Source organism: Shouchella xiaoxiensis (genome assembly GCF_016907895.1).
Classification (GTDB): domain Bacteria; phylum Bacillota; class Bacilli; order Bacillales; family Bacillaceae_D; genus Shouchella; species Shouchella xiaoxiensis.
This window is the reverse complement of the sequence record NZ_JAFBCV010000018.1, coordinates 45,331-71,032: the sequence shown is the minus strand read 5'-3', so window position 1 is coordinate 71,032 and position 25,702 is coordinate 45,331. Positions and strand designations below refer to the sequence as shown.

General features: G+C 40.4%; 26 protein-coding genes, 1 rRNA gene and 2 other annotated features. Of the genes, 26 read left to right on the top strand and 1 reads right to left on the bottom strand.

All coding sequences use genetic code 11. The annotated features are described in order from the left end of the window. Window positions 1–93 (top strand): 5S ribosomal RNA (rrf, locus tag JOC54_RS20510); the annotation flags it as partial. A gap of 635 nt (window positions 94–728) precedes the next feature. Here rrf and JOC54_RS20505 read toward each other — a convergent pair. After that, window positions 729–1,187 (bottom strand): SRPBCC family protein, encoded by a 459-nt coding sequence (locus tag JOC54_RS20505; protein WP_035422456.1) that lies wholly within the window; start codon window positions 1,185–1,187, stop codon window positions 729–731. Between the two features lie 201 nt (window positions 1,188–1,388). Between JOC54_RS20505 and JOC54_RS20500 the strand changes: the two genes are divergently transcribed. From JOC54_RS20500 to rpoB, 25 genes are all read left to right on the top strand, one after another. Then, complete coding sequence (locus JOC54_RS20500) at window positions 1,389–1,859, top strand: CtsR family transcriptional regulator (RefSeq protein WP_035422460.1); 471 nt, start codon at window positions 1,389–1,391, stop codon at window positions 1,857–1,859. A 19-nt stretch (window positions 1,860–1,878) separates the two neighbouring features. Continuing rightward, window positions 1,879–2,409 (top strand): protein-arginine kinase activator protein McsA, encoded by a 531-nt coding sequence (gene mcsA, locus JOC54_RS20495; RefSeq protein WP_204468799.1) that lies wholly within the window; start codon window positions 1,879–1,881, stop codon window positions 2,407–2,409. A gap of 3 nt (window positions 2,410–2,412) precedes the next feature. Beyond that, window positions 2,413–3,492, top strand: a complete 1,080-nt coding sequence (gene mcsB, locus JOC54_RS20490) for a protein-arginine kinase McsB (protein WP_204468797.1) — start codon at window positions 2,413–2,415, stop codon at window positions 3,490–3,492. Between the two features lie 17 nt (window positions 3,493–3,509). Next, on the top strand, window positions 3,510–5,963 hold the full coding sequence (gene clpC / locus JOC54_RS20485) for an ATP-dependent protease ATP-binding subunit ClpC (RefSeq protein WP_204468794.1): 2,454 nt from the start codon (window positions 3,510–3,512) through the stop codon (window positions 5,961–5,963). Between the two features lie 105 nt (window positions 5,964–6,068). Further along, entirely contained in the window at window positions 6,069–7,442 is a 1,374-nt protein-coding gene (radA, locus tag JOC54_RS20480) for a DNA repair protein RadA (RefSeq protein ID WP_204468792.1), read from the top strand. A gap of 6 nt (window positions 7,443–7,448) precedes the next feature. Beyond that, window positions 7,449–8,522, top strand: coding sequence for a DNA integrity scanning diadenylate cyclase DisA (gene disA / locus JOC54_RS20475; RefSeq protein WP_204468790.1), 1,074 nt, complete (start codon window positions 7,449–7,451; stop codon window positions 8,520–8,522). A gap of 148 nt (window positions 8,523–8,670) precedes the next feature. Beyond that, window positions 8,671–9,780: a PIN/TRAM domain-containing protein gene (locus JOC54_RS20470; protein ID WP_204468788.1), complete on the top strand. Its 1,110-nt coding sequence runs from the start codon at window positions 8,671–8,673 to the stop codon at window positions 9,778–9,780. A gap of 95 nt (window positions 9,781–9,875) precedes the next feature. After that, window positions 9,876–10,565: a 2-C-methyl-D-erythritol 4-phosphate cytidylyltransferase gene (gene ispD, locus JOC54_RS20465; RefSeq protein WP_204468786.1), complete on the top strand. Its 690-nt coding sequence runs from the start codon at window positions 9,876–9,878 to the stop codon at window positions 10,563–10,565. Continuing rightward, window positions 10,562–11,038, top strand: coding sequence for a 2-C-methyl-D-erythritol 2,4-cyclodiphosphate synthase (ispF, locus tag JOC54_RS20460; RefSeq protein ID WP_204468783.1), 477 nt, complete (start codon window positions 10,562–10,564; stop codon window positions 11,036–11,038). The genes ispD and ispF overlap by 4 nt, the downstream gene beginning before the upstream one ends. Before the next feature lie 67 nt (window positions 11,039–11,105). Continuing rightward, on the top strand, window positions 11,106–12,572 hold the full coding sequence (gene gltX / locus JOC54_RS20455; protein ID WP_204468780.1) for a glutamate--tRNA ligase: 1,467 nt from the start codon (window positions 11,106–11,108) through the stop codon (window positions 12,570–12,572). Further along, window positions 12,573–12,794 (top strand) — a binding site (T-box leader). 57 nt (window positions 12,795–12,851) lie between these two features. After that, on the top strand, window positions 12,852–13,514 hold the full coding sequence (gene cysE / locus JOC54_RS20450) for a serine O-acetyltransferase (RefSeq protein WP_204468778.1): 663 nt from the start codon (window positions 12,852–12,854) through the stop codon (window positions 13,512–13,514). A gap of 47 nt (window positions 13,515–13,561) precedes the next feature. Continuing rightward, the gene (gene cysS / locus JOC54_RS20445) at window positions 13,562–14,956 is read left to right on the top strand and encodes a cysteine--tRNA ligase (RefSeq protein ID WP_204468776.1); all 1,395 of its coding nucleotides are present in this window, start codon (window positions 13,562–13,564) and stop codon (window positions 14,954–14,956) included. Continuing rightward, entirely contained in the window at window positions 14,956–15,369 is a 414-nt protein-coding gene (locus JOC54_RS20440; protein ID WP_204468774.1) for a Mini-ribonuclease 3, read from the top strand. The genes cysS and JOC54_RS20440 overlap by 1 nt, the downstream gene beginning before the upstream one ends. Before the next feature lies 1 nt (window position 15,370). Then, entirely contained in the window at window positions 15,371–16,177 is an 807-nt protein-coding gene (rlmB, locus tag JOC54_RS20435) for a 23S rRNA (guanosine(2251)-2'-O)-methyltransferase RlmB (RefSeq protein ID WP_081761146.1), read from the top strand. A 1-nt stretch (window position 16,178) separates the two neighbouring features. Beyond that, complete coding sequence (locus tag JOC54_RS20430; protein ID WP_035421282.1) at window positions 16,179–16,691, top strand: NYN domain-containing protein; 513 nt, start codon at window positions 16,179–16,181, stop codon at window positions 16,689–16,691. 86 nt (window positions 16,692–16,777) lie between these two features. Then, window positions 16,778–17,440: an RNA polymerase sporulation sigma factor SigH gene (gene sigH, locus JOC54_RS20425; RefSeq protein WP_035421284.1), complete on the top strand. Its 663-nt coding sequence runs from the start codon at window positions 16,778–16,780 to the stop codon at window positions 17,438–17,440. A 107-nt stretch (window positions 17,441–17,547) separates the two neighbouring features. Continuing rightward, on the top strand, window positions 17,548–17,694 hold the full coding sequence (gene rpmG, locus JOC54_RS20420; RefSeq protein ID WP_081761147.1) for a 50S ribosomal protein L33: 147 nt from the start codon (window positions 17,548–17,550) through the stop codon (window positions 17,692–17,694). A gap of 95 nt (window positions 17,695–17,789) precedes the next feature. Next, window positions 17,790–17,984 (top strand): preprotein translocase subunit SecE, encoded by a 195-nt coding sequence (gene secE, locus JOC54_RS20415; protein WP_035421286.1) that lies wholly within the window; start codon window positions 17,790–17,792, stop codon window positions 17,982–17,984. Between the two features lie 45 nt (window positions 17,985–18,029). Next, entirely contained in the window at window positions 18,030–18,566 is a 537-nt protein-coding gene (gene nusG, locus JOC54_RS20410; RefSeq protein ID WP_035441575.1) for a transcription termination/antitermination protein NusG, read from the top strand. Between the two features lie 159 nt (window positions 18,567–18,725). Next, a complete protein-coding gene (gene rplK / locus JOC54_RS20405; RefSeq protein ID WP_035421288.1) occupies window positions 18,726–19,151 on the top strand; it encodes a 50S ribosomal protein L11 in 426 nt (141 codons plus the stop codon). 98 nt (window positions 19,152–19,249) lie between these two features. Next, complete coding sequence (gene rplA, locus JOC54_RS20400) at window positions 19,250–19,945, top strand: 50S ribosomal protein L1 (RefSeq protein ID WP_035421290.1); 696 nt, start codon at window positions 19,250–19,252, stop codon at window positions 19,943–19,945. Between the two features lie 39 nt (window positions 19,946–19,984). After that, window positions 19,985–20,122 (top strand) — a sequence feature (ribosomal protein L10 leader region). A gap of 36 nt (window positions 20,123–20,158) precedes the next feature. Continuing rightward, a complete protein-coding gene (rplJ, locus tag JOC54_RS20395; protein ID WP_035421292.1) occupies window positions 20,159–20,659 on the top strand; it encodes a 50S ribosomal protein L10 in 501 nt (166 codons plus the stop codon). 47 nt (window positions 20,660–20,706) lie between these two features. Continuing rightward, on the top strand, window positions 20,707–21,066 hold the full coding sequence (rplL, locus tag JOC54_RS20390; protein ID WP_035421293.1) for a 50S ribosomal protein L7/L12: 360 nt from the start codon (window positions 20,707–20,709) through the stop codon (window positions 21,064–21,066). Window positions 21,067–21,138: 72 nt separating this feature from the next. Continuing rightward, entirely contained in the window at window positions 21,139–21,762 is a 624-nt protein-coding gene (locus JOC54_RS20385; RefSeq protein WP_367617842.1) for a class I SAM-dependent methyltransferase, read from the top strand. Between the two features lie 306 nt (window positions 21,763–22,068). Further along, window positions 22,069–25,611, top strand: a complete 3,543-nt coding sequence (gene rpoB / locus JOC54_RS20380) for a DNA-directed RNA polymerase subunit beta (RefSeq protein ID WP_204468770.1) — start codon at window positions 22,069–22,071, stop codon at window positions 25,609–25,611. The last annotated feature ends 91 nt before the right edge of the window (window positions 25,612–25,702 follow it).

Below are 25,702 nucleotides of genomic sequence, written 5' to 3'. Positions count from 1 at the left end.
CACACCCGTTCCCATGCCGAACACGGCCGTTAAGCTCTTTTGCGTCGATGGTAGTTGGGGGCTTCCCCCTGTGAGAGTAGAACGTTGCCGGGCAATGAGAAAGACACCTGAAAAGGTGTCTTTTTTTTTCGTGTACGCTCAAAGCAAAAGACTATCAACAAAACATCATGAATCGTCTTCATCGAAAAAGCAACGTGCTCCCCTGTGAGACGGAGGGGTTGTTTTCGTAAACCATCATGAAGTCGCTTCGAAGCAACAGCATCTTGACTCAGCATCCCCGTAGGAAACCACCGCGGAGCCAAGAACGTTGCCGGGCAATGAAAAAGACACCTGAAAAGGTGTCTTTTTTTCGTGTACGCTCAAAGCAAAAGAGCGCTACTTCGAAGAAGTAGCTACAATAAGGGATAAGACAAATACGAGAAATAAGCACTTTATAAGAAAACATCATGAATCGTCTTCATTGAAAAAGCAACGTGCTCCCCTGTGAGACGGAGGGGGGTGTTTCGTAAACCATCATGAAGTCACTTCGAAGCAAAAGCATCATGACTCAGCGGCCCCGTAGGAAACCACCGCGAAGCCAAGAACGTTGCTGGGCAAACCGAAAGACACCTGAATAGGTGTCTTTCTTGATTCTCCATAAAATAAATAGCTGACATAGGACTATAGTTAAGCGCGCACATCTATTAAAACAATGCGTACAATAAACTGTGACAAAGGACGGGGCTAAATTAGGATTGAAATCTTTCCTCCAAATGTTTATAACGATAGTCAAAAATACTTTCTATTCTATTTCGAACAACCAAAGAATGCACAGTCCTACCGATAAAAGAAAAAGGAAGAGCATAGTGAAGCTGATCTTCCATATGAATTCCTGCATCGGTCTCTTTAAAATGGTGTTGATGATGCCAGAATTTAAATGGTCCAAACCGCTGTTCGTCTATGAAATACTGATGTGTTTTTACATGAGTAATCTCCGTTACCCAAGTGAGAGGAACCGATAGAATGGGGCTAACCTTATAAGTGATAAGTTGACCATTATAAATTTCAGTACCTGGAGAGTTTGTAATAAGGAAATTCATATAATCAGGGGTGATTGATTGTAAATTTTCTGCTTTAGAGAAGAAATCCCAAGCTTCTTCAATGGTAATAGGCAATAGCTGTTTTCGTTGTAATTGATAAATCTTCATTTTAGACCACCTTTTACATAATAAATTACCCATAATTAATTAAGAAAAACTAAAAACTATTAAAATAAAGTCTATATCTAACAAGCTTGGCGATACTAAAAGTAGCTAAAGGTTGAATTTTATTTGTAAACTAATTATAATGAACTCAGTAAAAGTCAAATATAGTCAAAGTCAATTAATCCTTTATGGAAGGATGAAATAATGGGTAATATAACAGACTTAATTGAGCAATATTTAAAAATGACACTATCTAGAAGCGGTAAGGAGTTATTAGAAATAAAGCGTAGTGAATTAGCTAAACAATTCCAATGCGTCCCTTCGCAAATAAATTATGTCATTAGTACTCGTTTTACACTTGAGAAAGGTTATATCGTCGAAAGCAAGAGAGGTGGCGGTGGGTATATTAGAATTATGAAAGTAGAGTCGGATAGCAATGTGATGTTATTTGAACAGATACAACATCTAATTGGTCAAAGTATTGATCAGCAAACTGCTCAAAACATTGTTTTACGATTATACGAAGAAAAAGCAATAAATCGACGTGAAGCAAATCTAATAGCGAGTGTGCTTGATCGTTCACACTTTAAATCATCAATTGCACATCGTGATGAAATCCGTGCTAATTTATTAAATGCAATGATTGATACGCTTAAATATAAAGAAAATCGGTAATAGATGAGAGGTGATCGTATTGATCTGTCAAGAGTGTCAAGTTCAACAAGCTACATTACATTTTACTAAGATTGTCAACGGAAAAAAGACGGAGATGCATGTTTGTGAACAATGTGCGAGGGAAAAAGGAGAATCAATTCCAGGGACCGACAGTTTTTCAATTCATCATTTATTCTCTGGGCTATTCAATATAGATACAAAAAACGAACAGTATCAAAATGTGACAAAAGATAAGCCTACATGCCCGACGTGCGGCACTAGCTACGACAAGTTTCTTCATGTAGGTAGATTTGGCTGTGCAACATGCTATGATACGTTTGCAGATAAGCTAGGCTCTGTTTTTAGACGTGTACATGGTGGAAATAACAAGCATAGTGGTAAAATTCCAAAACGAATTGGTCAATCAATTCAGATTGAAAAAAGAATAGAAGAAATACGTGACGAGCTTAATAAGCACGTACAAAATGAAGAGTTTGAGAAAGCTGCCGAACTGCGAGACGAAATTCGAGAGTTAAAAAGCCAAGCCGACGATTCGAGGAAAGGAGGCTAAAAAATGAGTTTAAATCGTTTTTTAGAAAATGCAATCAGTCCTTGGATGAAAAAGGACGGAGCTGAGTCGGATATTGTGCTCAGTAGCCGAATAAGATTAGCAAGGAATATGAATGCTTTTACATTTCCTCTATTCGCAAATAAGGAAGAAGCTTTAGAAGTCGCAACCTATGTTAAAGAAGCACTTAATGAAAGTCAAACTGAGGCTCTAGGATCTGCTGAAATGTTAACAATGGACGATTTAAAGACAAATGATAAGCGAATTTTAGTAGAAAAACACTTAATCAGTCCTCACTTGGCAGAGCAATCAAAATATGGTGCGGTTTTATTGAGCGGTGATGAATCGCTAAGCGTGATGGTGAATGAAGAAGATCACATTCGCATCCAAGTTTTAAGTTCTGGTTTTGAGTTGGAGAAAAGTTTACAAATCGCCAACTCCATTGATGATTGGATTGAATCTCATGTAACGTATGCGTATGATAGACAGTTTGGTTATTTAACGAGCTGCCCAACGAATGTAGGCACAGGGATGAGAGCCTCTGTTATGATGCATTTGCCAGCACTTGCTATGACGCAACAATTACAGCGAATTCTTCCAGCAATAAATCAATTAGGTCTTGTTGTAAGAGGAATTTATGGGGAAGGTAGCGAAGCTTTAGGAAACCTCTTTCAAATCTCAAATCAAATGACTCTTGGAAAAACGGAACAAGACATTGTCGATGATTTAGAAGGGGTTGTGAAACAGCTTATACAACAGGAACAAGCGGCGAGAATAACGCTCTATGAGAATTCGAAGTTAAAACTGACAGATCGGGTGCACCGCTCACTTGGTGTTCTGTCGCATAGTTATGTAATTGATTCAAAAGAAGCAACAAGGAGATTGTCTGACGTACGTTTAGGAATTGATTTAGGCATTATAAAAAATGTTTCTGCTAGCATATTAAATGAACTGATGATTGTTACTCAACCTGGTTTTCTGCAACAGTACGCAGAAACAATCTTGTCTCCAGATCAAAGAGATGAACGAAGAGCGACTTTAATAAGAGAACGATTAAAGATGGAATATAAACAGGTGGAAGAATAAATTCGGAGGTGGCGTAAATGATGTTTGGAAGATTTACAGAACGTGCTCAGAAAGTATTGGCACTTTCACAAGAAGAGGCAATTCGGTTAAGCCATCATAATATTGGTACGGAACACATACTACTTGGACTTATTCGTGAAGGAGAAGGCATTGCGGCTAAAGCATTACAGCAATTAGGTCTTGGATCGGAAAAGCTACAGAAGGAAGTAGAATCTTTAGTTGGTAAAGGTCAAGAAGGTCAAAAAAGTATTCATAGTACACCACACTATACACCAAGAGCTAAGAAAGTAATTGAACTTTCAATGGATGAAGCAAGGAAACTCGGTCATTCCTATGTTGGAACAGAGCATGTTTTACTTGGGCTTATTCGCGAAGGTGAAGGCGTTGCGGCACGTGTCTTAAATAATTTAGGTGTCAGTTTGAATAAAGCTAGACAACAAGTGTTGCAGTTATTAGGAAGCAACGAAGGCGGAAGTTCATCTCAGTCTAGTGGCTCTACTGCTAATGCAAACACGCCTACATTAGATAGCCTAGCTCGTGATTTAACGGCGATTGCCAGAGAGGAAACGCTCGATCCTGTTATTGGTCGTGCGAAGGAAATTGAACGAGTAATTCAGGTACTAAGTCGTCGGACTAAAAACAATCCGGTATTAATTGGTGAACCTGGTGTCGGTAAAACAGCAATTGCTGAAGGGCTTGCACAAAGTATTATTGCCAATGAAGTGCCTGAGACGTTACGTAATAAGCGTGTTATGACATTAGATATGGGAACCGTGGTTGCGGGTACAAAATACCGAGGTGAATTTGAAGATCGTCTAAAAAAGGTTATGGATGAAATCCGTCAAGCTGGTAATGTTATTTTATTCATTGATGAGCTGCATACATTAATTGGAGCCGGTGGAGCAGAGGGTGCTATTGATGCATCAAATATTTTAAAACCATCACTTGCCCGTGGGGAGCTTCAGTGCATTGGAGCAACAACTCTTGATGAATACCGTAAGTATATTGAAAAAGATGCCGCACTCGAGCGCCGCTTCCAGCCAATTCAAGTAGACGAACCTACGCTTGATGAATCTGTTCAAATTCTTTACGGTTTACGTGACCGCTATGAAGCACATCATCGTGTTACGATTACCGATCTTGCGATAGAAGAGGCAGTCAAACTATCCGATCGCTATATCTCTGATCGCTTTTTGCCAGACAAAGCAATTGATTTAATTGATGAAGCTGCCTCAAAAGTTCGCTTGCGTTCATATACAGCGCCTCCTAATTTAAAAGAACTTGAAGCAAAGCTTGAAGAAACACGAAAAGAAAAAGATGCTTCCGTTCAAAGTCAAGAATTTGAAAAAGCAGCTTCACTTCGCGATTCTGAACAGCGGTTACGTGAAGAACTTGAAGAAATGAAGAACGAATGGAAAAAGAAACAAGGTCAAGAGAATACAGAAGTTGTTGTTGAAGACATTGCTCAGGTAGTTGCGAGCTGGACGGGAATACCTGTTTCGAAATTGGCAGAAGAGGAGACCGATCGTCTTCTTAGAATGGAGTCTATTCTTCATGAACGTTTAGTTGGTCAAGAAGAAGCGGTTAAATCTATTTCAAAAGCCATTCGCCGAGCAAGAGCAGGTCTGAAGGATCCTAAACGACCAATTGGCTCTTTTGTCTTCTTAGGACCTACTGGCGTAGGAAAAACCGAGTTAGCTCGTGCCGTTGCAGAAACGCTGTTTGGTGATGAAGATTCAGTTATAAGAATTGACATGTCTGAGTACATGGAAAAGCATGCAACAAGCCGATTAGTTGGTTCACCTCCAGGTTACGTTGGTCATGAAGAAGGTGGTCAATTGACGGAGAAAATTCGACGTAAGCCATATTCAGTCATCCTGCTCGATGAAATTGAAAAAGCGCACCCTGATGTGTTTAATATTCTTTTACAAGTGCTTGAAGATGGACGCCTAACAGATTCAAAAGGGCGTACAGTGGATTTCCGCAACACGGCAGTCATTATGACATCTAACGTAGGGGCATCTCAATTAAAGCGCAACAAGTACCTTGGATTTACTACGGAAACGGAAGGTCAAGAGTACAAAGATATGAAAGACCGCGTGATGTCTGAGCTTAAGAACAGCTTTAGACCAGAGTTCTTAAACCGGATTGACGAAATTATTGTGTTCCATTCACTTGAGAAAAAACATGTGCGCGAGATTATTACCATGATGGCTGATCAGCTCAAAACCCGTTTATCTGAGCAAGGCATTGATTTTGAATTAACAGAGGAAGCAAAAGATAAGATTACTGATATTGGCTATGACCCAGAATATGGAGCGCGTCCACTTCGCAGAGCGTTACAAAAAGAAGTAGAGGATCGTTTGTCTGAGGAATTGCTGAAAGGCTCTATAGTAAAGGGGCAAAAAGCAGTCATCTATATCAAAGATGGAGAGCTTGCGGTTGAAGCAAAAGAAATAACAAATGTATAAACTGTGAACCGGAGGACTTCCAAATCCTCCGGTTCTTTTTAAACAAGCGTTTCTCCATTGTTTTTGTTACACTTAGCACAGCTAATCAAATCGGAGGAGAGCGTATTGGTAAAACAAAAAACCAAATTTGTTTGTCAGGAATGTGGCTATGAGTCCGCTAAGTGGATGGGGAAATGTCCTGGTTGTCAAAGCTGGAACACAATGGTCGAGGAAATGAATGCAAAGCCTAATGCGTCGAATAGAAGTTATGTAACATCTGGCGACACCATTCATAAAGCGCAGCCCATCACAGCGGTAAAAGGAGAACGTGAGCCGCGAGTAAGTACAACGATGACTGAACTTGATCGAGTACTCGGTGGAGGAATTGTACCAGGATCTCTTGTACTTGTAGGTGGAGATCCAGGAATTGGGAAATCAACTTTACTCCTGCAATTATCTGCGAAGTTAGCAAAAACAAATGAACGGGTATTGTATATATCAGGGGAAGAGTCTGTTAAGCAAACAAAGTTAAGAGCGGATCGCTTAGAGCTCTCTTCAGATCAATTATACGTCCTTGCAGAAACGGATGTGACGTTAATTGAGAGGGCAATTGATGAAGTACAGCCATCACTCGTTATTATTGATTCCATTCAAACCGTTTATAAGGAAGAGATTACATCTGCTCCTGGAAGTGTTGCTCAAGTAAGAGAGTCGACGGCTGCATTTATGCGAGTAGCTAAAACAAGGGGAATTGCTGTTTTTATTGTGGGTCATGTAACAAAACAAGGATCCATTGCAGGACCAAAATTGCTTGAGCATATGGTAGACTCTGTTCTTTACTTTGAGGGAGAGCGTCATCATACTTACCGGATCTTAAGAGCGGTTAAGAATCGTTTCGGTTCTACGAATGAAATGGGTATTTTTGAAATGAAGGAATTAGGACTGGAAGAAGTATTGAATCCATCCGAAATATTTTTAGAAGAACGTTCTCAAGGAGCTTCAGGATCTGTAGTTGTTGCTTCCATGGAAGGGACAAGACCTGTTCTGGTTGAGCTACAAGCGCTGATCTCACCAATGGGGTTTGGGAATCCAAGAAGGATGGCGACGGGGCTAGACCACAATCGTGTCTCTTTGCTAATGGCTGTTTTAGAAAAGCGTGTAGGTATGTTATTGCAAAACCAGGATGCGTATTTAAAAGTGGCTGGTGGTGTCAAACTTGATGAACCAGCAATTGATCTTGCCATTGCCTTAAGCGTAGCATCGAGTTTCCGTGATCAACCGACAAATCCAATGGATGTAGCAATTGGTGAAGTAGGTTTAACAGGGGAGATTCGTCGAGTCTCACGTATTGAACAACGAGTTAATGAAGCGGCAAAATTAGGGTTTAAACGTGTTATTATACCAGAAAAAAATCTAGGCGGTTGGACAGTACCAAAAGGGATACAAGTTGTTGGCGTGCCAACTCTTGATAAAGCGCTAGAAGTTGCTTTAAGGAGGTAGACAGATATGGAAGAGAAGAATCGAACGGTTTTTATACAAAACTTATTAAAATTAGTTGCTCCTGGAACTCCGCTAAGGGCTGGTATTGATAATGTATTACGAGCGAATACAGGTGGACTGATTGTCCTTGGCTACAATAATGAGATGATGAATATCGTTGATGGAGGATTTTTCATTAATAGTGACTTTTCTCCTGCCTATTTATATGAATTAGCAAAGATGGATGGGGCCATTATTTTAAGTGAGGACGGCAAGCGTATTTTATATGCAAATACACAGCTTGTTCCAAACAATAATATTTCGTCGTCTGAAACCGGTATAAGACATAGATCGGCAGAACGTGTAGCAAAACAAACAGGGAACTTAACCATTTCCATTTCCCAAAGAAGGAACGTAATTACTCTCTATCAAGGTGAAAATCGGTATTCTTTAAAAGATATAGGCGTTATTTTGACAAAAGCCAATCAAGCAATACAAACACTAGAAAAGTACCGTGCTGTTCTAGATCAAGGAATTACAAATTTAGGGGCGTTAGAATTTGAACAGCTTGTAACGTTTAGCGATGTTGTGCAAGTAATTCACCGAATTCAGATGGTACTGCGAATCAAACAAGAAATTCAAAACTTTATCCTTGAATTGGGCGATGAAGGCAGACTAATAACGATGCAGTTAAAAGAACTTGTTTCAAATACTGAACAAGAAGCCCTTTACTTATTAAAGGACTATGCAAAAGAAAGAAATCAAGATCCGCGGAAAACGTTAGCTGAACTGACAACATTGCTGAATGAAGAATTGCTTGATGAACAGGCAATAGTGAAGGCATTAGGGTACGGTCGAACAACCAATTTAATGGATCAACAAGCATCGCCGAGAGGGTATCGTATCCTCCATCGTATACCTCGACTTCCAACTCAGATTATTGAGAATGTCATTGAGGAATACGGACATCTTTCAAGCGTAATGGTTGCAACGGTCGAACAACTAGACGAGGTCGACGGAATTGGGGAAGCACGGGCTAAAATGATTAAAAACGGTTTAAGTCGTATCCAAGAGCAACTATTTGTTGATCGCCATATATAGACGTTTGGGAATGGCTCCTATTTATGGCGAAACGATGACTAAAATGCGACTCATCTCTAGATCCCGTGTTTTTTTGTGGGAAATCGAGTTTGCTAGGTTTGAGAGTTGTAAACTTGTCTATAATAGCTAAAAGGAGGTGTATACATGCATGCTTAAATGGATTGTTCGTTTATTCTTTATATTAGCAGGAGCGACATTGGGCTTTTTGTTTATTCCTGAGCTTATCAATACGACTGGAATAAGTGTTTCTAATTGGGTTGCAAGTCCTTTAACTGGGGCAACGATTGGAGCCATTATCTTATACGGGGTGTCCTTATTTGTAGCTGATCTTATTGTTAATTTCTTTCGAGTTGTTGAGGAAACAATCGTTAAAGCTCCAATAGCAGATGTTTTGTCCGGTTCAATGGGTCTTATAGTTGGTTTAGTTGCAGGTTATTTATCGGGAACACCCTTAAATGGCTTGGATATCCCGGTAATAAGCAATATTCTCCCTGTTTTTATTACGATTCTAGTTGGTTATCTCGGATTCCAAATCGGTTTTAAAAAGCGTGACGAGATGATGCAATTTGTTTTATCCATTCGTAATCAGAAAGACAGAGATGCTCAAAGAAAGAAAGATCAAGGTGCTGAAAATGATAAAGAAACAGGCAAGCACTTAAAGATATTAGATACAAGCGTCATTATTGATGGTCGGATTGCTGATATATGTCAAACTGGGTTTCTTGAAGGAAAGTTGATTATTCCACAATTTGTACTTGATGAATTACAGCATATTGCGGACTCATCAGACGCACTAAAGCGAAATCGCGGCCGAAGAGGTCTTGATATATTGAATCGTATTCAAAAAGAGTTATCCATTGATGTAGAGATTTATGAAGGTGATTTTGAAGATGTGCAAGAAGTTGACAGTAAGTTAGTGAAATTAGCGAAATTAACATCAGGTATGGTTGTTACGAATGATTTTAATCTCAATAAAGTTTGTGAACTTCAAGGTGTACAAGTCTTAAACATTAATGATTTAGCGAATGCGGTAAAACCGGTTGTACTTCCGGGAGAAATATTGCATGTTCACGTGATCAAAGAAGGTAAGGAAAATCAACAAGGCGTCGCGTATCTAGATGATGGGACGATGATCGTTGTCGAAGGTGGACGTGAATTAATTAATAAGCAAATTGATGTTGTGGTAACGAGTGTTCTTCAAACAAGCGCTGGTCGAATGATTTTCGCTAAGCCGAAATCATTGGAAAAAGCTCAGTAATGAAAAGCCTGCCTTTTTAAAAAGGGCAGGCTTTTGAGCATCTATGGTCTTTCATGGTAAACTAGCGTTACGAAGAGCATAAGGGAGTTTAAAGGATGGAATACAAGGCAATTGTTCTTGCTGCAGGTCAAGGAAAGCGAATGAAAGCAGGTTTCAATAAACAGTTAATTGAACTAAATGAAGTGCCGCTTATCATCCATTCGCTGCGTTTATTTGAATTGGATGAGTGGTGCAAAGAAATCGTCCTTGTAATTAGCGAGAGTGAACGAGAGATTATGCAACAGCTGCTTGATCAATTTGGTTTAAAAAAGGTTGGACAGCTTATATCAGGAGGATTAGAGCGACAGGATAGTGTGTATGCTGGGTTGCAAGCATTACATTCTAGTGGAAATGTATTGATACATGATGGAGCTAGGCCTTTTGTTAAGCGGGAAACGATACATAAGATTGTAATGGAGGTAGAGAAACAGGGCGGGGCAATCGCGGCTGTTCCTGTAAAGGATACAATAAAAAAAGTTGATGGAACGCAAATTGTTAAGACGGCGGAACGGTCCAATCTCTGGGCAGCACAAACCCCACAAGGTTTTCAATATGATATCGTCATGAATGCACATGAGGATGCTATCGCTAGTGGTTATATTGGGACAGATGATGCCAGTTTAGTAGAACGATTGGGACATACAGTCTCTATAGTAGAAAGTGACTATTTAAACCTTAAGTTAACGACTGAAGAGGATTTATTATTTGCAGAAGTGATTTTAAAGATGAAGGAGAATAAAGCATGATTCGAATTGGACAAGGTTATGATGTACATCAGCTAGTTGAGGGGCGCCCTCTTGTATTAGGGGGGATCGAAATTCCACATGACAAAGGCTTGCTTGGACACTCAGACGCCGATGTTTTATTGCACACAATAACGGATGCTGCACTGGGAGCAATTGGTGCAGGTGATTTAGGCAAACATTTCCCTGATACGGATGAAGCATTTAAAGATGCAGATTCAAAAGAACTATTGCGCCAAGTTTGGACGTTGGTAAAGGATGCAGGCTATACGCTAGGAAACGTCGATTGTACGGTTATGGCGCAGAAGCCAAAACTTGCACCTTATATTGAACAGATGCGGGAAACAATTGCAGACTTATTAGAGACGACTATTGAGAACGTTGGGGTAAAGGCAACAACAACAGAAAAGCTGGGGTTTGTTGGTCGAGAAGAAGGAATGGCTGCTCAAGCAGTCATTTTACTGATGAAGAAGTAAGCTGTCTTTGTTTTTGAAAGAGAACATGCTATGATGATTCAGAATAAGAGCTAGAGGAGTGCACGTCATGTCTAAAGATATTCGAGTACGCTTTGCACCTAGTCCAACAGGACATTTGCATATTGGAGGAGCGCGTTCAGCGCTATTTAATTATTTGTTAGCTAAACACGAAGGCGGAACGTTTGTTCTGCGGATTGAAGATACCGATCAAGCGCGTAATGTTGAAACGGCTACAGAAAAACTCATGGATAGTTTAAAATGGCTCGGCTTGAACTGGGATGAAAGTGTAGATACAGAAGCCGGTGAATTTGGTCCTTATCGATCAATGGAGCGTGTAGGTCTTTATAAGGAATACATTCAACAGTTAATTGATGAAAAGAAGGCATACTACTGTTACATGACTGAAGAGGAATTAGAAGCAGAGCGCGAGGCACAAAAGGCGCGAGGCGAGATGCCTAAATATAGTGGTCGCGATCGTGACCTATCTGCGGAAGATCAAAAAGCATATGAAGAAAAAGGGATACAACCTGTTGTGCGTTTCCGTGTAAGAGAAGGGGAAACCATTCAATTTAATGACTCTGTCCGAGGTGACGTTTCATTTGAAAGTGATGGCATTGGTGACTTTGTTATTGCTCGCAAAGACGGTGTACCGATGTATAATTTTGCGGTGGTCATTGACGACCATTTGATGAGAATATCTCATGTCATTCGTGGGGAAGAACATCTTTCAAACACACCTCGTCAAATCATGTTGTTTCATGCGTTTGGTTGGGACGTTCCAACATTTGCACATGCTTCACTTATTTTAAATGCAGACCGTCAGAAAATGAGTAAACGTGATGAATCGATTATCCAATTTGTGGAACAATATAAAGATTTGGGCTATATGCCTGAAGCGATTGTTAATTTCTTGGCTTTACTAGGCTGGTCTCCGGTTGGGGAAGAAGAGATTTTCACATTAGATCAACTATCTGAACAATTTACATTAGATCGAGTTTCTAAGGCTCCAGCTGTTTTTGATACGGATAAATTGGCTTGGATGAACAATCAGTATATTAAACAAGCCGACTTAGATACTGTTGTTGATTTAGCCTTGCCTCACTTAATTGGCAGTGGGCGAGTTTCCGAGGAAATGAATGAAGAGCGTCACCTATGGACAAGACGTTTAATTGGCCTTTATCAAGAACAACTAAATTATGGAGCAGAAATTGTTGAGTTAACTGAACAATTTTTTAAGAAAGACGTAGACTATACGGAAGAAGCGAAACAAGTGCTCAATGAAGAGCAAGTACCAGAAGTGTTAACACAGTTTGCAAAAGAGTTAAATGAAATTGATGAATACTCCGTAGCTGATATTAAAAAAGCGATAAAAGCAACGCAAAAAGCAACGGGTCAAAAAGGAAAAAAATTGTTTATGCCAATTCGTGTAGCTGTTAGTGGACAGACGCATGGACCGGAGCTTGGTGATACAATCGAGTTACTTGGTAAGGCGATTGTTGTTTCCCGCTTGGAAGCTGCAGCTAAAATTAAATAGGAAATAACATTGATCGGGAAAAGTAATCGTGAGCTTTTTTACACAGAGAGAGTGGTACTTGCTGAAATCCACTCTAAGAAACCGCGATGAACATGCACCCAGGAGTCTTAATCTGAATGGAGTTAAGTAAGTAGGATTAGGCGGATGAGCCACGTTAAGGCTGATGAGAACCAGCATTAGTCTGGAAAACAGAGTGGAACCGTGTATGCAAACACCTCTGTACCTAAAAAGGGGTACAGAGGTGTTTTTTAATTTCAGGTTATGAGGGAGGTGTCTTAAATGAGTTTATTCCGAACATTACTAAATGATATCGATGTTGTATTTGACCAAGATCCGGCGGCTCGAAATCGATTCGAGGTTATCTTTACGTACTCGGGTGTTCATGCCGTGTGGGGACATCGAATTTCCCATGCTTTATGGAAGCGAGGTTGCTTTTTTCTAGCGCGCTTGTTATCGCAATTTATTCGATTTTTAACAGGAATAGAAATTCATCCAGGTGCTAAGATTGGTGAAAGGCTATTTATTGACCACGGAATGGGTGTCGTAATTGGCGAGACGTGTGAAATTGGTGATAATGTTACCATTTTTCAAGGCGTAACGTTAGGTGGAACGGGAAAAGAGAAGGGAAAGCGCCACCCTACCGTTAAAGACGGGGCATTAATTGCAACAGGTGCCAAGGTACTCGGGTCTTTTACAATTGGTGAGCATGCACGTATCGGAGCAGGTTCAGTTGTCTTAAACGAAGTTCCTCCTTATTCCACCGTAGTAGGTATACCAGGAAAAGTGGTTGTTCGAAATGGCAAGAAAGTGGCATCTGCTCATTCTCTTGACCACTCCCTACCTGATCCGATTGCTGATAGCATTACGGCTATGGAAACAGAAATTGCTCGTTTGAAAAATGAGTGTGAACGATTGGCTGAAAAAAGTGGTACAGCAGATTAATTTAAAACGATTAGTTAACTGCGTGAATATAGAAAGGACGTACATGTATGGTTAAAATCTATAATAGTTTAACGAATAAAAAGGAAGAATTTACCCCGATTGAAGAAGGTAAAGTTACAATGTACTGCTGCGGGCCGACTGTTTATAACTATATTCATATCGGAAATGCTAGACCACCGATTGTGTACGATATGGTTAGGCGCTATCTTGCCTTCAGAGGCTACGACGTTCAATTTGTCTCTAACTTTACCGATGTAGATGATAAGATCATTCGTGCTGCCCAAGAACTTGGAGAAGAAGTGTTTGAAGTTGCCGAGCGCTTTATTGAAGCCTATCATTCCGATACAGCAGCCCTAAATGTGACTCAAGCTGATCTGCATCCAAAAGTAACAGAAACAATGGATGATATTATTGATTTTATTGTAAAGCTTGAGCAAAAAGGGTTTGCCTATGAATCAGGTGGAGACGTTTATTTCCGCACAAGAAAATTTGATGGATATGGGAAGTTGTCTGGTCAATCTCTTGATGATCTCAGAAGTGGTGCACGAATTGATGTAGATGATCGGAAAGAGGATGCGGTTGATTTTGTTCTTTGGAAAGCAGCGAAGCCGAATGAGATTGCTTGGAAAAGTCCATGGGGGCAAGGTCGTCCAGGCTGGCATATTGAATGTTCTGCAATGATTAAAAAAAATATGGGCGATACAATTGATATTCATGCAGGAGGAAAAGACTTAGCCTTTCCTCATCATGAGAATGAGATTGCCCAGTCAGAAGCCTTGACAGGTCGAAAATTGGCAAATTATTGGATGCATAATGGGTTTGTTAATATAAATAATGAGAAAATGTCGAAATCCCTTGGGAACTTTGTTCTTGCTCATGACATTATTCAGCAATATCCTCCAGAAGTTGTGCGGTTCTTTATGTTAATGGCACATTATCGCACTCCGATCAATTTTAGTGATGAGCTATTAGTTGGCGCGCAAGCAGGGCTTGATCGTATAAAAAATGCAGTGGCAAATTTATCTCATCGACTGGGTGAAACGGCAGATCTCGGTGACTCAGAAGGTTGGTTAGAGAAAGTAAACCAGTATAAAGAGCGATTTATTGAAGAAATGGATGATGATTTTAACAGCGCCAATGGCATTAGTGTGATGTTCGATTTGGCGAAAGAAGCCAATGTATATTTGCGGGAAACGCAAACCTCAAAACAAGTATTACAAGCGTTTATTGAACTTTTTGATGAAGTTGGAACGGTTCTTGGTGTTGATTTTCATGAAGAAAAAGCCTTATTGGATGAAGATATTGATCAATTAATAGAAGAACGTAACACCGCAAGGAAAGAACGCAATTTTGCGCGTGCTGATGAAATAAGAGAGTTATTAAAAGAACAAAACATTATCCTCGAAGATACTGCGCAAGGCGTTCGCTGGAAAAGAGGGTAATGATGAAGTCTGAGATGGATTGGCGTCAATTAAACGGCCTCGCCCTAGCTTACATGGGCGATGCTGTTTTTGAAAAGCATGTAAGGTATGAGCTGTTAAAACAAGGGGCGGTTAAGCCAAATAAACTACACAAAACCGCAACGAACTATGTATCTGCTAAGGCACAAGCTTATATCTTACATGAGCTATACCAACAAGAATTTTTATCAGAAGCGGAGCAAGCGGTTGTTCGTAGAGGACGTAATGCGAAATCAAATAGCGTGCCCAAGAATACAGATATGACGACATATCGAAATTCAACAGGGTTCGAAGCATTGATTGGCTATTTATTTATTACGAAAGAAAATGAACGACTCGAAACAATTATGAACAAGGCTGTATTATTAATACATACGAAAGGGGAAGAGACGTAAGATGAGTAAGAGACCAGAAAGAAGTAGAGATCGCAAAGTAGATCATTCTGAAAGGCAAGAGAAAGATACAGGAGAATTTATTGTTGGTAAAAATCCAATAATGGAAGCAATTAAAGCGGGTCACGAAATCCATAAATTGTGGATTGGCGATCAGTCTCAAAAAGGGAATATGACAAAGTTAATTCAACTTGCAAAAGAGAAGAACGTTTTAATTCAAACAGCTCCAAAGCGGAAATTGGATCAGCTTGTTGGTCATAGCAATCACCAAGGAGTTGTTGCTTCAATTGCCGCCTACGAGTACGCATCAATTGATGACTTATTTAAGCAAGCAGAAGAAGCAAATGAGCAACCTTTCTTTTTAGTGCTAGACGAGCTGGAAGATCCACATAATTTAGGTTCAATCATGAGAACAGCCGATGCTGCAGGTGCTCATGGAATTATTATCCCTAAAAGAAGATCGGTCGGGTTAACGCAAACAGTAGCAAAAGCATCAACGGGTGCAATCGAATATATCCCTGTTGCGCGAGTGACCAATTTAGCTAGAACAATGGACGAGCTAAAGAAGCGTGGTTTATGGTTTGTTGGTACTGATGCGAAAGGAAATGAAGAGTATACAGAAACAGCTTATGATATGCCAGTCGCTTTAGTAATTGGTAGTGAAGGGAAGGGCATTACTCGTTTAATAAAAGAAAAATGTGATTTTCTTGTAAGCATCCCGATGCAAGGGAGAGTGACTTCTCTTAATGCTTCAGTAGCAGCAAGTTTATTAATGTATGAGGTGTTTAGAAAGAGAAGTAGGTCGAGTTAGGATGACAAACATTCTGCTGGTTGATGGCTATAACATGATTGGTGCTTGGCCAGAGCTGCAAAAGCTAAAGGACACGGACCTTGGGTTAGCAAGAGACAAGCTAGTAGATATGCTTGCCGAATATGCAGCGTATACAGGATATGGAGTAAAAGTGGTCTTTGACGCGCACATGGTGCAAGGAATTGGAAAGACTTACGATACACATCGTGTGGAAGTCCTTTATACGAAGAAAAGTGAAACTGCGGATGAACGGATTGAAAAACTTGTTATCGAATTAAAGCGCATCGACCGTACAATTCATGTAGCCACTTCTGATATGGCAGAACAATCTCTTGTATTTGGTAACGGTGCTTTAAGGAAGTCGGCAAACGAATTATTAATTGAGACAAGTATCGCTTCAAGGAAAATCGACAAATTGGTGCAAAAAACTCGAAATGCGCAACAATCGTCGAAAATTAAGTTATCAGAGGAAGTTGCTGAAATTTTTGAAAAATGGCGTCGAGGAGATAAATGAGTGGTTGACCTGCTGGAAAAGTGTGCTATATAATGTGAGTAACTTTTCACACAATTATGTCTACGTAATCGCGAGGAGTGATTCGTTTGGGTGCAGGTCTAGTAGGTGAAACATTAACGTTTAGAGAAAATCAGTTTGATGATTGGGAAGACGATTCACTAATTTATGCAGTTCGAACCGGTAATACGTTGGCATTGGAGCATTTGATTGGAAAGTATCGTAACTTTGTACGAGCAAAAGCAAGGTCGTATTTTCTTATTGGTGCTGATCACGAAGATATTGTTCAAGAGGGTATGATTGGTTTGTACAAAGCGGTAAGAGATTTTAATGGGGACAAGCTAGCTTCTTTCAAAGCATTTGCAGAGCTGTGCATTACCAGACAAATTATTACTGCAATTAAAACCGCTACAAGGCAAAAGCATATTCCGCTTAATTCCTATGTTTCTTTGGACAAGCCATTATATGACGAGGAATCAGACCGAACGTTAATGGATGTGATCTGTGGAAATAAGGTAACAGACCCTGAAGCGCTGTTAATTAATCGTGAGGAGTTTTCTTATATTGAAGGTAAGATGAGTGAAATCCTCAGTGAGTTAGAGCGTCAAGTATTAATGCTTTATCTAGATGGACGGACGTATCAAGAAATATCAATGGATCTAAAAAGGCATGTAAAATCTATTGATAATGCTTTGCAGCGTGTAAAACGAAAGCTGGAACGGTACGTTGAATTAAAAAGCGTCATCTTTTAAGCAAGGGCGGGGCAATAGCCTGGTCCTTTGTTTCTTATGGTTGGATTGACACTACTATACAGCTGTGCTAGAGTCAAAGAGTATGTGTAAAGTACGGAGGTGTGCATATGAGTCTAAAGCGAATACTCGCTTGTGAACTGTGTCATTCAAGAAATTACTCATATTCTACGGAAAAAATAAGTGACGCCCGACTTGAAGTAAAAAAATATTGTAAACGATGCAATGAACATACGATACATTCAGAAACAAAGTGAGAAACGCAATATTCACTTCTAATAAAATGGATTAAACGTCTTTAAGAGGCGTTTCTTTTTCGATATAGTGGACTGGTGGAGGTGTATGGATTCACATGGCTAACGATAAAAAAGGCCCTGTTTCTTTTCTGCAAGATGTAGGAAAAGAAATGAAGCGTGTTACATGGCCGACTAGAAAAGAACTGACGAGGTATACATTGGTCGTATTAGCAACTCTTGCTATTATGGTGGCGTTTTTCTTTTTAGTGGATGAAGGTATTTCATTCTTATTGCGCTTTTTACAGGGTTAGAGCTTGTTGATAGATAAAAGGAGGGAAGGACAACAGTCCTGAATAATGGAAAAAAACTGGTTTGTTGTACACACGTATTCTGGGTATGAAAATAAAGTAAAAGCAAACCTTGAAAAACGCGTAGAGTCAATGGAAATGATGGACCATATCTTTCGTGTCCTTGTTCCAGTTGAAGAAGAGACAGAGACAAAGAATGGAAAGACGAAGCAGATAACACGTAAAGTGTTTCCAGGTTATGTATTAGTTGAAATGATTATGACAGATGACTCTTGGTATGTTGTTCGTAATACACCAGGGGTAACTGGATTTGTTGGATCGGCAGGTGCTGGTTCAAAGCCAACTGCGTTAATGCCTGATGAAGTTGACCGGATTCTGAAACAAATGGGTGTGACGGAGCTTCATGTAGAAGTTGATTTTGAAATTAAAGAATCTGTTAAAGTGAAATCTGGACCATTTGCTGATTTTGTTGGAACAATTGAAGAGATTCAAATTGAAAAACAAAAGCTTAAAGTTCATGTGAATATGTTTGGAAGAGAAACACCGATTGAGCTTGAATTTGGACAAGTTGAAAAGATTTCTTAAAAAAACTTGCGTTCAAGGGTTTTTGGTGATAGAATCTTGATGTTTAGTATTCATGAATACTATGTAAGTCGGATGCAACGGCATCCGTCTTTTTGAGTGGGAGGGTATGAATTTGACATATCCGGCTAACCACATCACGGACTTAAGGAGGTATGTCACGTGGCTAAAAAGGTAATTAAAATGGTAAAACTACAAATCCCAGCAGGTAAAGCCAATCCGGCACCACCAGTTGGACCAGCACTTGGTCAAGCAGGTGTTAATATCATGGGATTCTGTAAAGAGTTTAACGCTCGTACATCTGACCAAGCGGGTCTAATCATTCCAGTTGAAATCACTGTATTTGAAGACCGTTCGTTTACATTCATCACAAAAACGCCACCAGCTGCAGTTCTTTTGAAGAAAGCAGCAGGAATCGAATCAGGTTCTGGTGAGCCAAACCGTACTAAAGTTGCAACGGTTAAGCGCGATAAAGTACGCGAAATCGCTGAAACGAAGATGCCAGATTTAAATGCCGCTTCTGTTGAAGCAGCAATGCTTATGGTTGAAGGTACTGCCCGCAGCATGGGTATTGTGATCGAAGACTAATTGGTTCGTTTGCTGAAGGGTTGCGCTCACTCTTGGGTTGCAACCTTTCAAATAGTGGGAGGACTATCCGTTAATACCACATACGAGGAGGAAATAGAATGGCAAAAAAAGGTAAGAAGTATGTAGATGCTCTTAAACTTGTTGACCGTGATGCGGCATACCAAGCAGAAGAAGCACTTGAGTTAGTAAAGAAAACATCTATCGCTAAGTTCGATGAATCAGTTGAAGTAGCTGTTCGTCTTGGCGTTGACCCTAAAAAAGCAGATCAACAAATCCGTGGTGCAGTCGTGCTTCCGCACGGTACTGGTAAAACACAACGTGTGCTTGTATTTGCAAAAGGGGATAAAGCAAAAGAAGCAGAAGCAGCTGGAGCTGATTTCGTTGGTGAAGATGATCTAATCAACAAAATCAACCAAGGTTGGTTTGACTTCGATGTAATTGTTGCAACTCCTGATATGATGGCACAAGTTGGTCGTCTTGGACGTGTGCTTGGACCAAAAGGTCTAATGCCTAACCCGAAAACAGGGACAGTTACATTTGATGTAACAAAAGCTGTTGAAGAAATCAAAGCTGGTAAAGTGGAATACCGTGTTGATAAATCCGGTAATATTCACGTGCCAATTGGAAAGGTTTCATTTGAGTCTGGAAAGTTACTTGAGAACTTCAAGACAATTATTGAAACTCTCCATAAAGTAAAACCATCCGCTGCAAAAGGTACGTATGTACGTAACATTGCTGTAGCATCAACGATGGGACCTGGCGTTCGTGTGGTCACTTCAGCTTTCGCTAAGTAATAGTTGACACTTATCTTAATATAAGCTAAACTATTCAATGGTAATTAAATAGTCATACCGTAGACAGTAGGTGCGTTTTTCGCTTAAATAACCTACCGAGGTGAGCAGATAGATCTCTAACATTCTTAGAGTACAGTGCCCTCGCGTGTCTAACGTGAGGGTTTTCTATATGGAGCCGATCGGTGTGCAATTAGTTGTACAGGAGGTGTAACGATGAGCAAAGTACTAGAGCAAAAACAACAAGTTGTATCTGAAATCGCATCTAAGCTTAAAGAGAGCAAATCAACAGTAGTTGTTGATTACCGTGGACTTAATGTAGCACAGGTCACTGAATTGCGTAAGCAACTACGTGAAGCTGGTGTTGAATATAAAGTCTACAAAAATACTCTTGTTCGCCGTGCGACAGCAGAAGCTGGTTTAACTGGATTAGACGAGCATCTTGTAGGTCCAACTGCTATTGCATTTGGCGCTGAGGACGTTATTGCTCCTGCAAAGGTCCTTAACGAATTTGCGAAAAAGAACGAAGCGCTTGAAATCAAAACGGGTGTAATCGAAGGAAATATTGCAAGTGCGGATGAAGTAAAAGCATTGGCTGAACTTCCATCTCGCGAAGGTTTACTTTCTATGCTTGCAAACGTACTTCAAGCACCAGTTCGTGGATTTGCAATTGCTACAAAAGCAGTTGCCGATCAAAAAGAAGAGCAAGGCGCGTAAGTTAGCAATATAAACTATATTTCATAATTGAATTAGGAGGATTTATAATGAGTAAAGATCAAATCATTGAAGCGATCAAAGAAATGACAGTTCTTGAACTGAATGACCTTGTTAAAGCAATCGAAGAGGAGTTTGGTGTAACTGCAGCAGCTCCAGTAGCAGTAGCAGCAGGCGGTGGCGAAGCGGCAGCTGAGCAAACTGAATTTGATGTAGTTCTTGCATCTGCTGGTTCTTCTAAAATCGGCGTAATCAAAGTGGTTCGTGAAATCACTGGCCTTGGACTTAAAGAAGCGAAAGCACTTGTTGATGGTGCTCCAGCTCCAATCAAAGAAGGCGTTTCTAAAGAAGATGCTGAAGAAATCAAAGGCAAGCTTGAAGAAGCAGGCGCTAGCGTAGAAGTTAAGTAATAACGACTTAACTTAATAAGAAGGTCCGTGGACTAGAGTCTGCGGACCTTCTTTTCCCATTAAAATAGGGGGGTGACGGTTTTGTCTGATCACTATTATACAAATAAACCGACATCAGAGAGTGATGAAAGAACGTGGGCATATCAGCTGAAAGGCGAGCGTTTTTCTTTTATAACAGATCGAGGTGTTTTTTCGAAAAATGAAGTCGATTTTGGTAGTAAGCTTTTAATCGAATCAATTGATCTACCTAAAGTGCAAGGAGCCATACTAGATGTTGGTTGTGGGTATGGGCCGATTGGATTAGCCCTCGGGAAGACAAATCCAGAACGCAAAGTTGTTATGATTGATGTAAATGAGCGCGCCTGTGAACTAGCAGAAAAAAACGCTCAAAAAAATGGCGTTGAGAATGCAGAAGTTCGTTTTATGGAAACTGGTATGCTAGAGTTAAATGAGCAAGAACTGTTTGCGATGGTGGTAACTAACCCTCCAATACGCGCGGGGAAATCGGTTGTTCATGGTATCTATGAAAGTGCGTACAAACATTTGCTATCAAAGGGAATATTGTTTGTTGTTATTCAAAAGAAGCAAGGTGCTCCGTCTACGAGACAGAAGTTGGAAGAGCTTTTTGGGGTAGCGAACGTTGAATTAATAGAGAAGAACAAAGGGTACTTTATTTTTTCGGCACAAAAAAATTGACTAGTTTTTTGGGTTATGATATTATTATTTAATGCGTATAACTGCCTAAATTGCCGTTTCCAAATTCATGAGAGTAAGCTCAGTGATTGAAACGGTTCATTTTTGGTTAAGCTAATACAATGCGTATTGTATATGAAAAAAGGTTTCTGATTTTCATACTATAAAGCTTTTTTTTCATTTTGTATAGTCTAACATGTTTTTTATGAAATGAAAAAGAGACAAAAGGATTGATCTATTTGTTCGTGTAAGCATGAACAAATGGTTGCTATTTAGATACTATAATGCGAGATTTAAGGGGTGAATCAGTTGACAGGTCAACTAATTCAGTATGGACGTCACCGCCAACGGAGAAGCTATGCGCGAATTAATGAAGTGCTGGAACTGCCAAACTTAATTGAGATTCAGACAGCTTCTTACCAATGGTTTCTTGATGAGGGTTTAAGAGAAATGTTTCAAGATATTTCTCCGATCCAAGACTTTACGGGCAATTTAGTTTTAGAGTTTATTGATTACAGTCTAGGAGAACCAAAGTATCCTGTTGATGAGTCTAAAGAACGTGATGTTACGTTTGCAGCGCCACTTAGAGTTAAGGTGCGTCTCATTAACAAAGAAACAGGCGAAGTAAAAGAACAAGAAGTCTTTATGGGTGATTTCCCTCTAATGACTGAAACGGGAACGTTTGTCATTAACGGGGCAGAGCGAGTAATTGTTTCACAGCTTGTTCGTTCGCCGAGTGTTTACTATAGCCAAAAGCTTGATAAGAATGGAAAGAAAGGCTTTACGGCTACAGTAATTCCGAATCGAGGCGCATGGCTCGAACTTGAAACGGATGCGAAAGATATTGTGTATGTTCGAATTGACCGTACACGAAAAATTCCTGTGTCTGTTCTTTTGCGTGCCTTGGGCTTTGGATCTGATCAAGAAATCATTGACCTCTTAGGGGAAAATGAGTATTTACGTACAACTCTTGAAAAAGATAATACAGATTCAACAGACAAAGCGTTGCTTGAAATTTACGAACGTCTGCGTCCTGGTGAGCCACCGACAGTTGAAAATGCGAAAAGTTTACTTGAATCTCGCTTTTTTGATCCAAAACGCTATGATTTAGCGAATGTTGGTCGCTATAAAATCAACAAAAAACTTCATATCAAAAATCGTCTTTTCAACCAACGCTTAGCAGAGAAATTGGTTGATCCCGAGACTGGTGAAGTACTGGCTGAGGAAGGTACGTTACTTGATCGTCGTACGTTAGATAAGCTCATTCCTCATCTTGAAAAAAATGTTGGATTCCGCACTGCTCGTACTTCTGGTGGAGTATTAGAAGAGTCTGATGTTGATATTCAATCAATTCGAATTTATGCCGCTGATGATTACGATGAAGAGCGCGTTATTTCTGTAATTGGTAACGGTATGGTAGAGCGTGATGTCAAGCATATTGCTGCTTCAGATATCATTGCTTCAATCAGCTATTTCTTTAACTTATTACATGGTGTTGGCGACACAGATGATATTGATCACCTCGGAAACCGTCGTCTTCGTTCTGTAGGGGAGTTGCTACAAAATCAGTTTAGAATTGGTTTGTCCCGTATGGAGCGTGTCGTTCGAGAGCGTATGTCAATTCAAGATCCAAACGTTATTACACCACAAGCTTTGATTAATATACGTCCAGTAATAGCATCAATTAAAGAGTTCTTTGGTAGTTCACAGTTGTCACAGTTCATGGACCAAACAAACCCGCTTGCAGAGTTAACGCACAAGCGTCGTTTATCAGCGCTTGGACCAGGTGGTTTAACGCGTGAGCGTGCTGGAATGGAAGTTCGAGATGTTCACTACTCCCACTATGGTCGTATGTGTCCAATTGAAACACCTGAGGGACCAAACATTGGTTTGATCAACTCCTTATCTTCTTATGCAAAAGTAAATGAATTTGGTTTTATGGAGACACCATACCGTCGCGTTGATCCTGAAACGGGTAAGGTGACCGCTCGAATTGATTACTTAACGGCGGATGAAGAAGATAACTATGTTGTTGCCCAAGCAAATGCAAAGCTAGCCGATGATGGCTCATTTATTGATTCAAACATCATAGCTCGTTTTCGTGGTGAAAATACCGTTGTTCCATTTGAGCGTATTGACTATATGGATGTATCGCCTAAACAAGTTGTATCTGCCGCAACGTCTTGTATTCCATTCTTGGAAAACGATGACTCCAACCGTGCCCTAATGGGAGCGAACATGCAACGTCAAGCTGTACCATTACTTGTTCCTGAAGCTCCGCTTGTTGGGACTGGAATGGAGCATATGTCTGCGAAGGACTCAGGTGCTGCTGTTGTATCTAAATTCCCGGGTGAGGTTGAGCGCGTAACTGCTAAAGAAATTTGGGTGCGCCGCATCGAAGAAGTAGATGGAAAAGAAACAAAAGGCGATTTAGATAAATACCGCCTACAAAAATTTGTGCGCTCCAACCAGGGCACAAGCTACAACCAACGCCCGATCGTTCGTGAAGGTGATATGGTTGATAAACGAGAAATTCTTGCTGACGGACCTTCAATGGAGCAGGGCGAGATGGCACTAGGTCGTAATGTGCTTGTTGGTTTTATGACTTGGGAAGGCTATAACTATGAGGATGCAATTATCCTTAGTGAACGCCTTGTAAAAGATGATGTGTATACATCTATTCATATTGAAGAATATGAATCAGATGCTCGTGATACAAAGCTAGGGCCAGAAGAGATTACTCGTGACATTCCAAACGTAGGGGAAGATGCCTTACGTAACCTAGATGAGCGTGGAATCATTCGGACTGGTGCTGAAGTGAAAGACGGCGATATTTTAGTTGGTAAAGTAACGCCTAAAGGTGTAACGGAATTAACCGCTGAAGAACGCTTGCTACACGCTATCTTTGGTGAAAAAGCTCGTGAAGTTCGTGATACCTCTCTTCGTGCTCCTCATGGTGGAGATGGAATTGTTCTTGACGTTAAGATCTTTAATCGTGAAGACGGGGATGAATTACCTCCTGGAGTTAATCAGCTTGTGCGAGTATACATTGTGCAAAAGCGTAAGATTAACCAAGGCGATAAGATGGCCGGTCGTCACGGGAACAAAGGTGTTATTTCGCGGATTCTTCCTGAAGAAGATATGCCTTATATGCCAGACGGAACACCAATTGACATCATGCTTAACCCACTAGGTGTACCTTCACGTATGAACATCGGACAAGTGCTTGAGCTCCATCTCGGAATGGCTGCTCGTAAGCTAGGTATCCACGTTGCCTCACCTGTATTTGATGGTGCGCGCGAGGAAGATGTTTGGGGAACGCTTGATGAAGCAGGTATGGCTCGTGATGGTAAGACTATTCTCTATGATGGACGTACAGGTGAAGCGTTTGATAACCGTGTCTCAGTCGGGATTATGTATATGATTAAACTGGCGCACATGGTAGATGACAAACTTCACGCTCGTTCAACTGGACCGTATTCACTCGTTACGCAACAGCCGCTTGGTGGTAAAGCGCAATTTGGTGGACAGCGTTTTGGTGAGATGGAAGTTTGGGCTCTAGAAGCCTATGGCGCTGCTTACACGCTTCAAGAAATTTTGACCGTTAAATCCGATGACGTGGTTGGTCGTGTGAAAACATACGAAGCGATTGTCAAAGGTGAAAATGTTCCTGAGCCTGGAGTGCCAGAATCGTTTAAGGTATTAATTAAAGAGCTTCAATCTCTCGGAATGGACGTTAAGATGCTTTCAAGTAACGAAGAAGAGATTGAAATGCGTGAACTAGATGATGAAGATGACCAAACATCAGAGAAATTAAATCTGAATTTGGAAACGAACGAATCACAAGCTTAAATGGTTAAGGGGAGAAGCCTGCGTTTCTTCCCCTTATCCGTCTTAAGATCGTATTTATGAAGTGTCACTAGGGTGTAAATTTTAAGGGAGG

Bases quoted from the DNA above. Each gene is read 5' to 3' on its own strand.
- JOC54_RS20505 (WP_035422456.1), bottom strand. From the start codon at position 1,187: ATGAAGATTTATCAATTACAACGAAAACAGCTATTGCCTATTACCATT.
- JOC54_RS20500 (WP_035422460.1), top strand. From the start codon at position 1,389: ATGGGTAATATAACAGACTTAATTGAGCAATATTTAAAAATGACACTA.
- mcsB (WP_204468797.1), top strand. From the start codon at position 2,413: ATGAGTTTAAATCGTTTTTTAGAAAATGCAATCAGTCCTTGGATGAAA.
- clpC (WP_204468794.1), top strand. From the start codon at position 3,510: ATGATGTTTGGAAGATTTACAGAACGTGCTCAGAAAGTATTGGCACTT.
- disA (WP_204468790.1), top strand. From the start codon at position 7,449: ATGGAAGAGAAGAATCGAACGGTTTTTATACAAAACTTATTAAAATTA.
- JOC54_RS20470 (WP_204468788.1), top strand. From the start codon at position 8,671: ATGCTTAAATGGATTGTTCGTTTATTCTTTATATTAGCAGGAGCGACA.
- ispD (WP_204468786.1), top strand. From the start codon at position 9,876: ATGGAATACAAGGCAATTGTTCTTGCTGCAGGTCAAGGAAAGCGAATG.
- ispF (WP_204468783.1), top strand. From the start codon at position 10,562: ATGATTCGAATTGGACAAGGTTATGATGTACATCAGCTAGTTGAGGGG.
- gltX (WP_204468780.1), top strand. From the start codon at position 11,106: ATGTCTAAAGATATTCGAGTACGCTTTGCACCTAGTCCAACAGGACAT.
- cysE (WP_204468778.1), top strand. From the start codon at position 12,852: ATGAGTTTATTCCGAACATTACTAAATGATATCGATGTTGTATTTGAC.
- cysS (WP_204468776.1), top strand. From the start codon at position 13,562: ATGGTTAAAATCTATAATAGTTTAACGAATAAAAAGGAAGAATTTACC.
- JOC54_RS20440 (WP_204468774.1), top strand. From the start codon at position 14,956: ATGATGAAGTCTGAGATGGATTGGCGTCAATTAAACGGCCTCGCCCTA.
- rlmB (WP_081761146.1), top strand. From the start codon at position 15,371: ATGAGTAAGAGACCAGAAAGAAGTAGAGATCGCAAAGTAGATCATTCT.
- JOC54_RS20430 (WP_035421282.1), top strand. From the start codon at position 16,179: ATGACAAACATTCTGCTGGTTGATGGCTATAACATGATTGGTGCTTGG.
- rpmG (WP_081761147.1), top strand. From the start codon at position 17,548: ATGAGTCTAAAGCGAATACTCGCTTGTGAACTGTGTCATTCAAGAAAT.
- secE (WP_035421286.1), top strand. From the start codon at position 17,790: ATGGCTAACGATAAAAAAGGCCCTGTTTCTTTTCTGCAAGATGTAGGA.
- nusG (WP_035441575.1), top strand. From the start codon at position 18,030: ATGGAAAAAAACTGGTTTGTTGTACACACGTATTCTGGGTATGAAAAT.
- rplA (WP_035421290.1), top strand. From the start codon at position 19,250: ATGGCAAAAAAAGGTAAGAAGTATGTAGATGCTCTTAAACTTGTTGAC.
- rplJ (WP_035421292.1), top strand. From the start codon at position 20,159: ATGAGCAAAGTACTAGAGCAAAAACAACAAGTTGTATCTGAAATCGCA.
- rplL (WP_035421293.1), top strand. From the start codon at position 20,707: ATGAGTAAAGATCAAATCATTGAAGCGATCAAAGAAATGACAGTTCTT.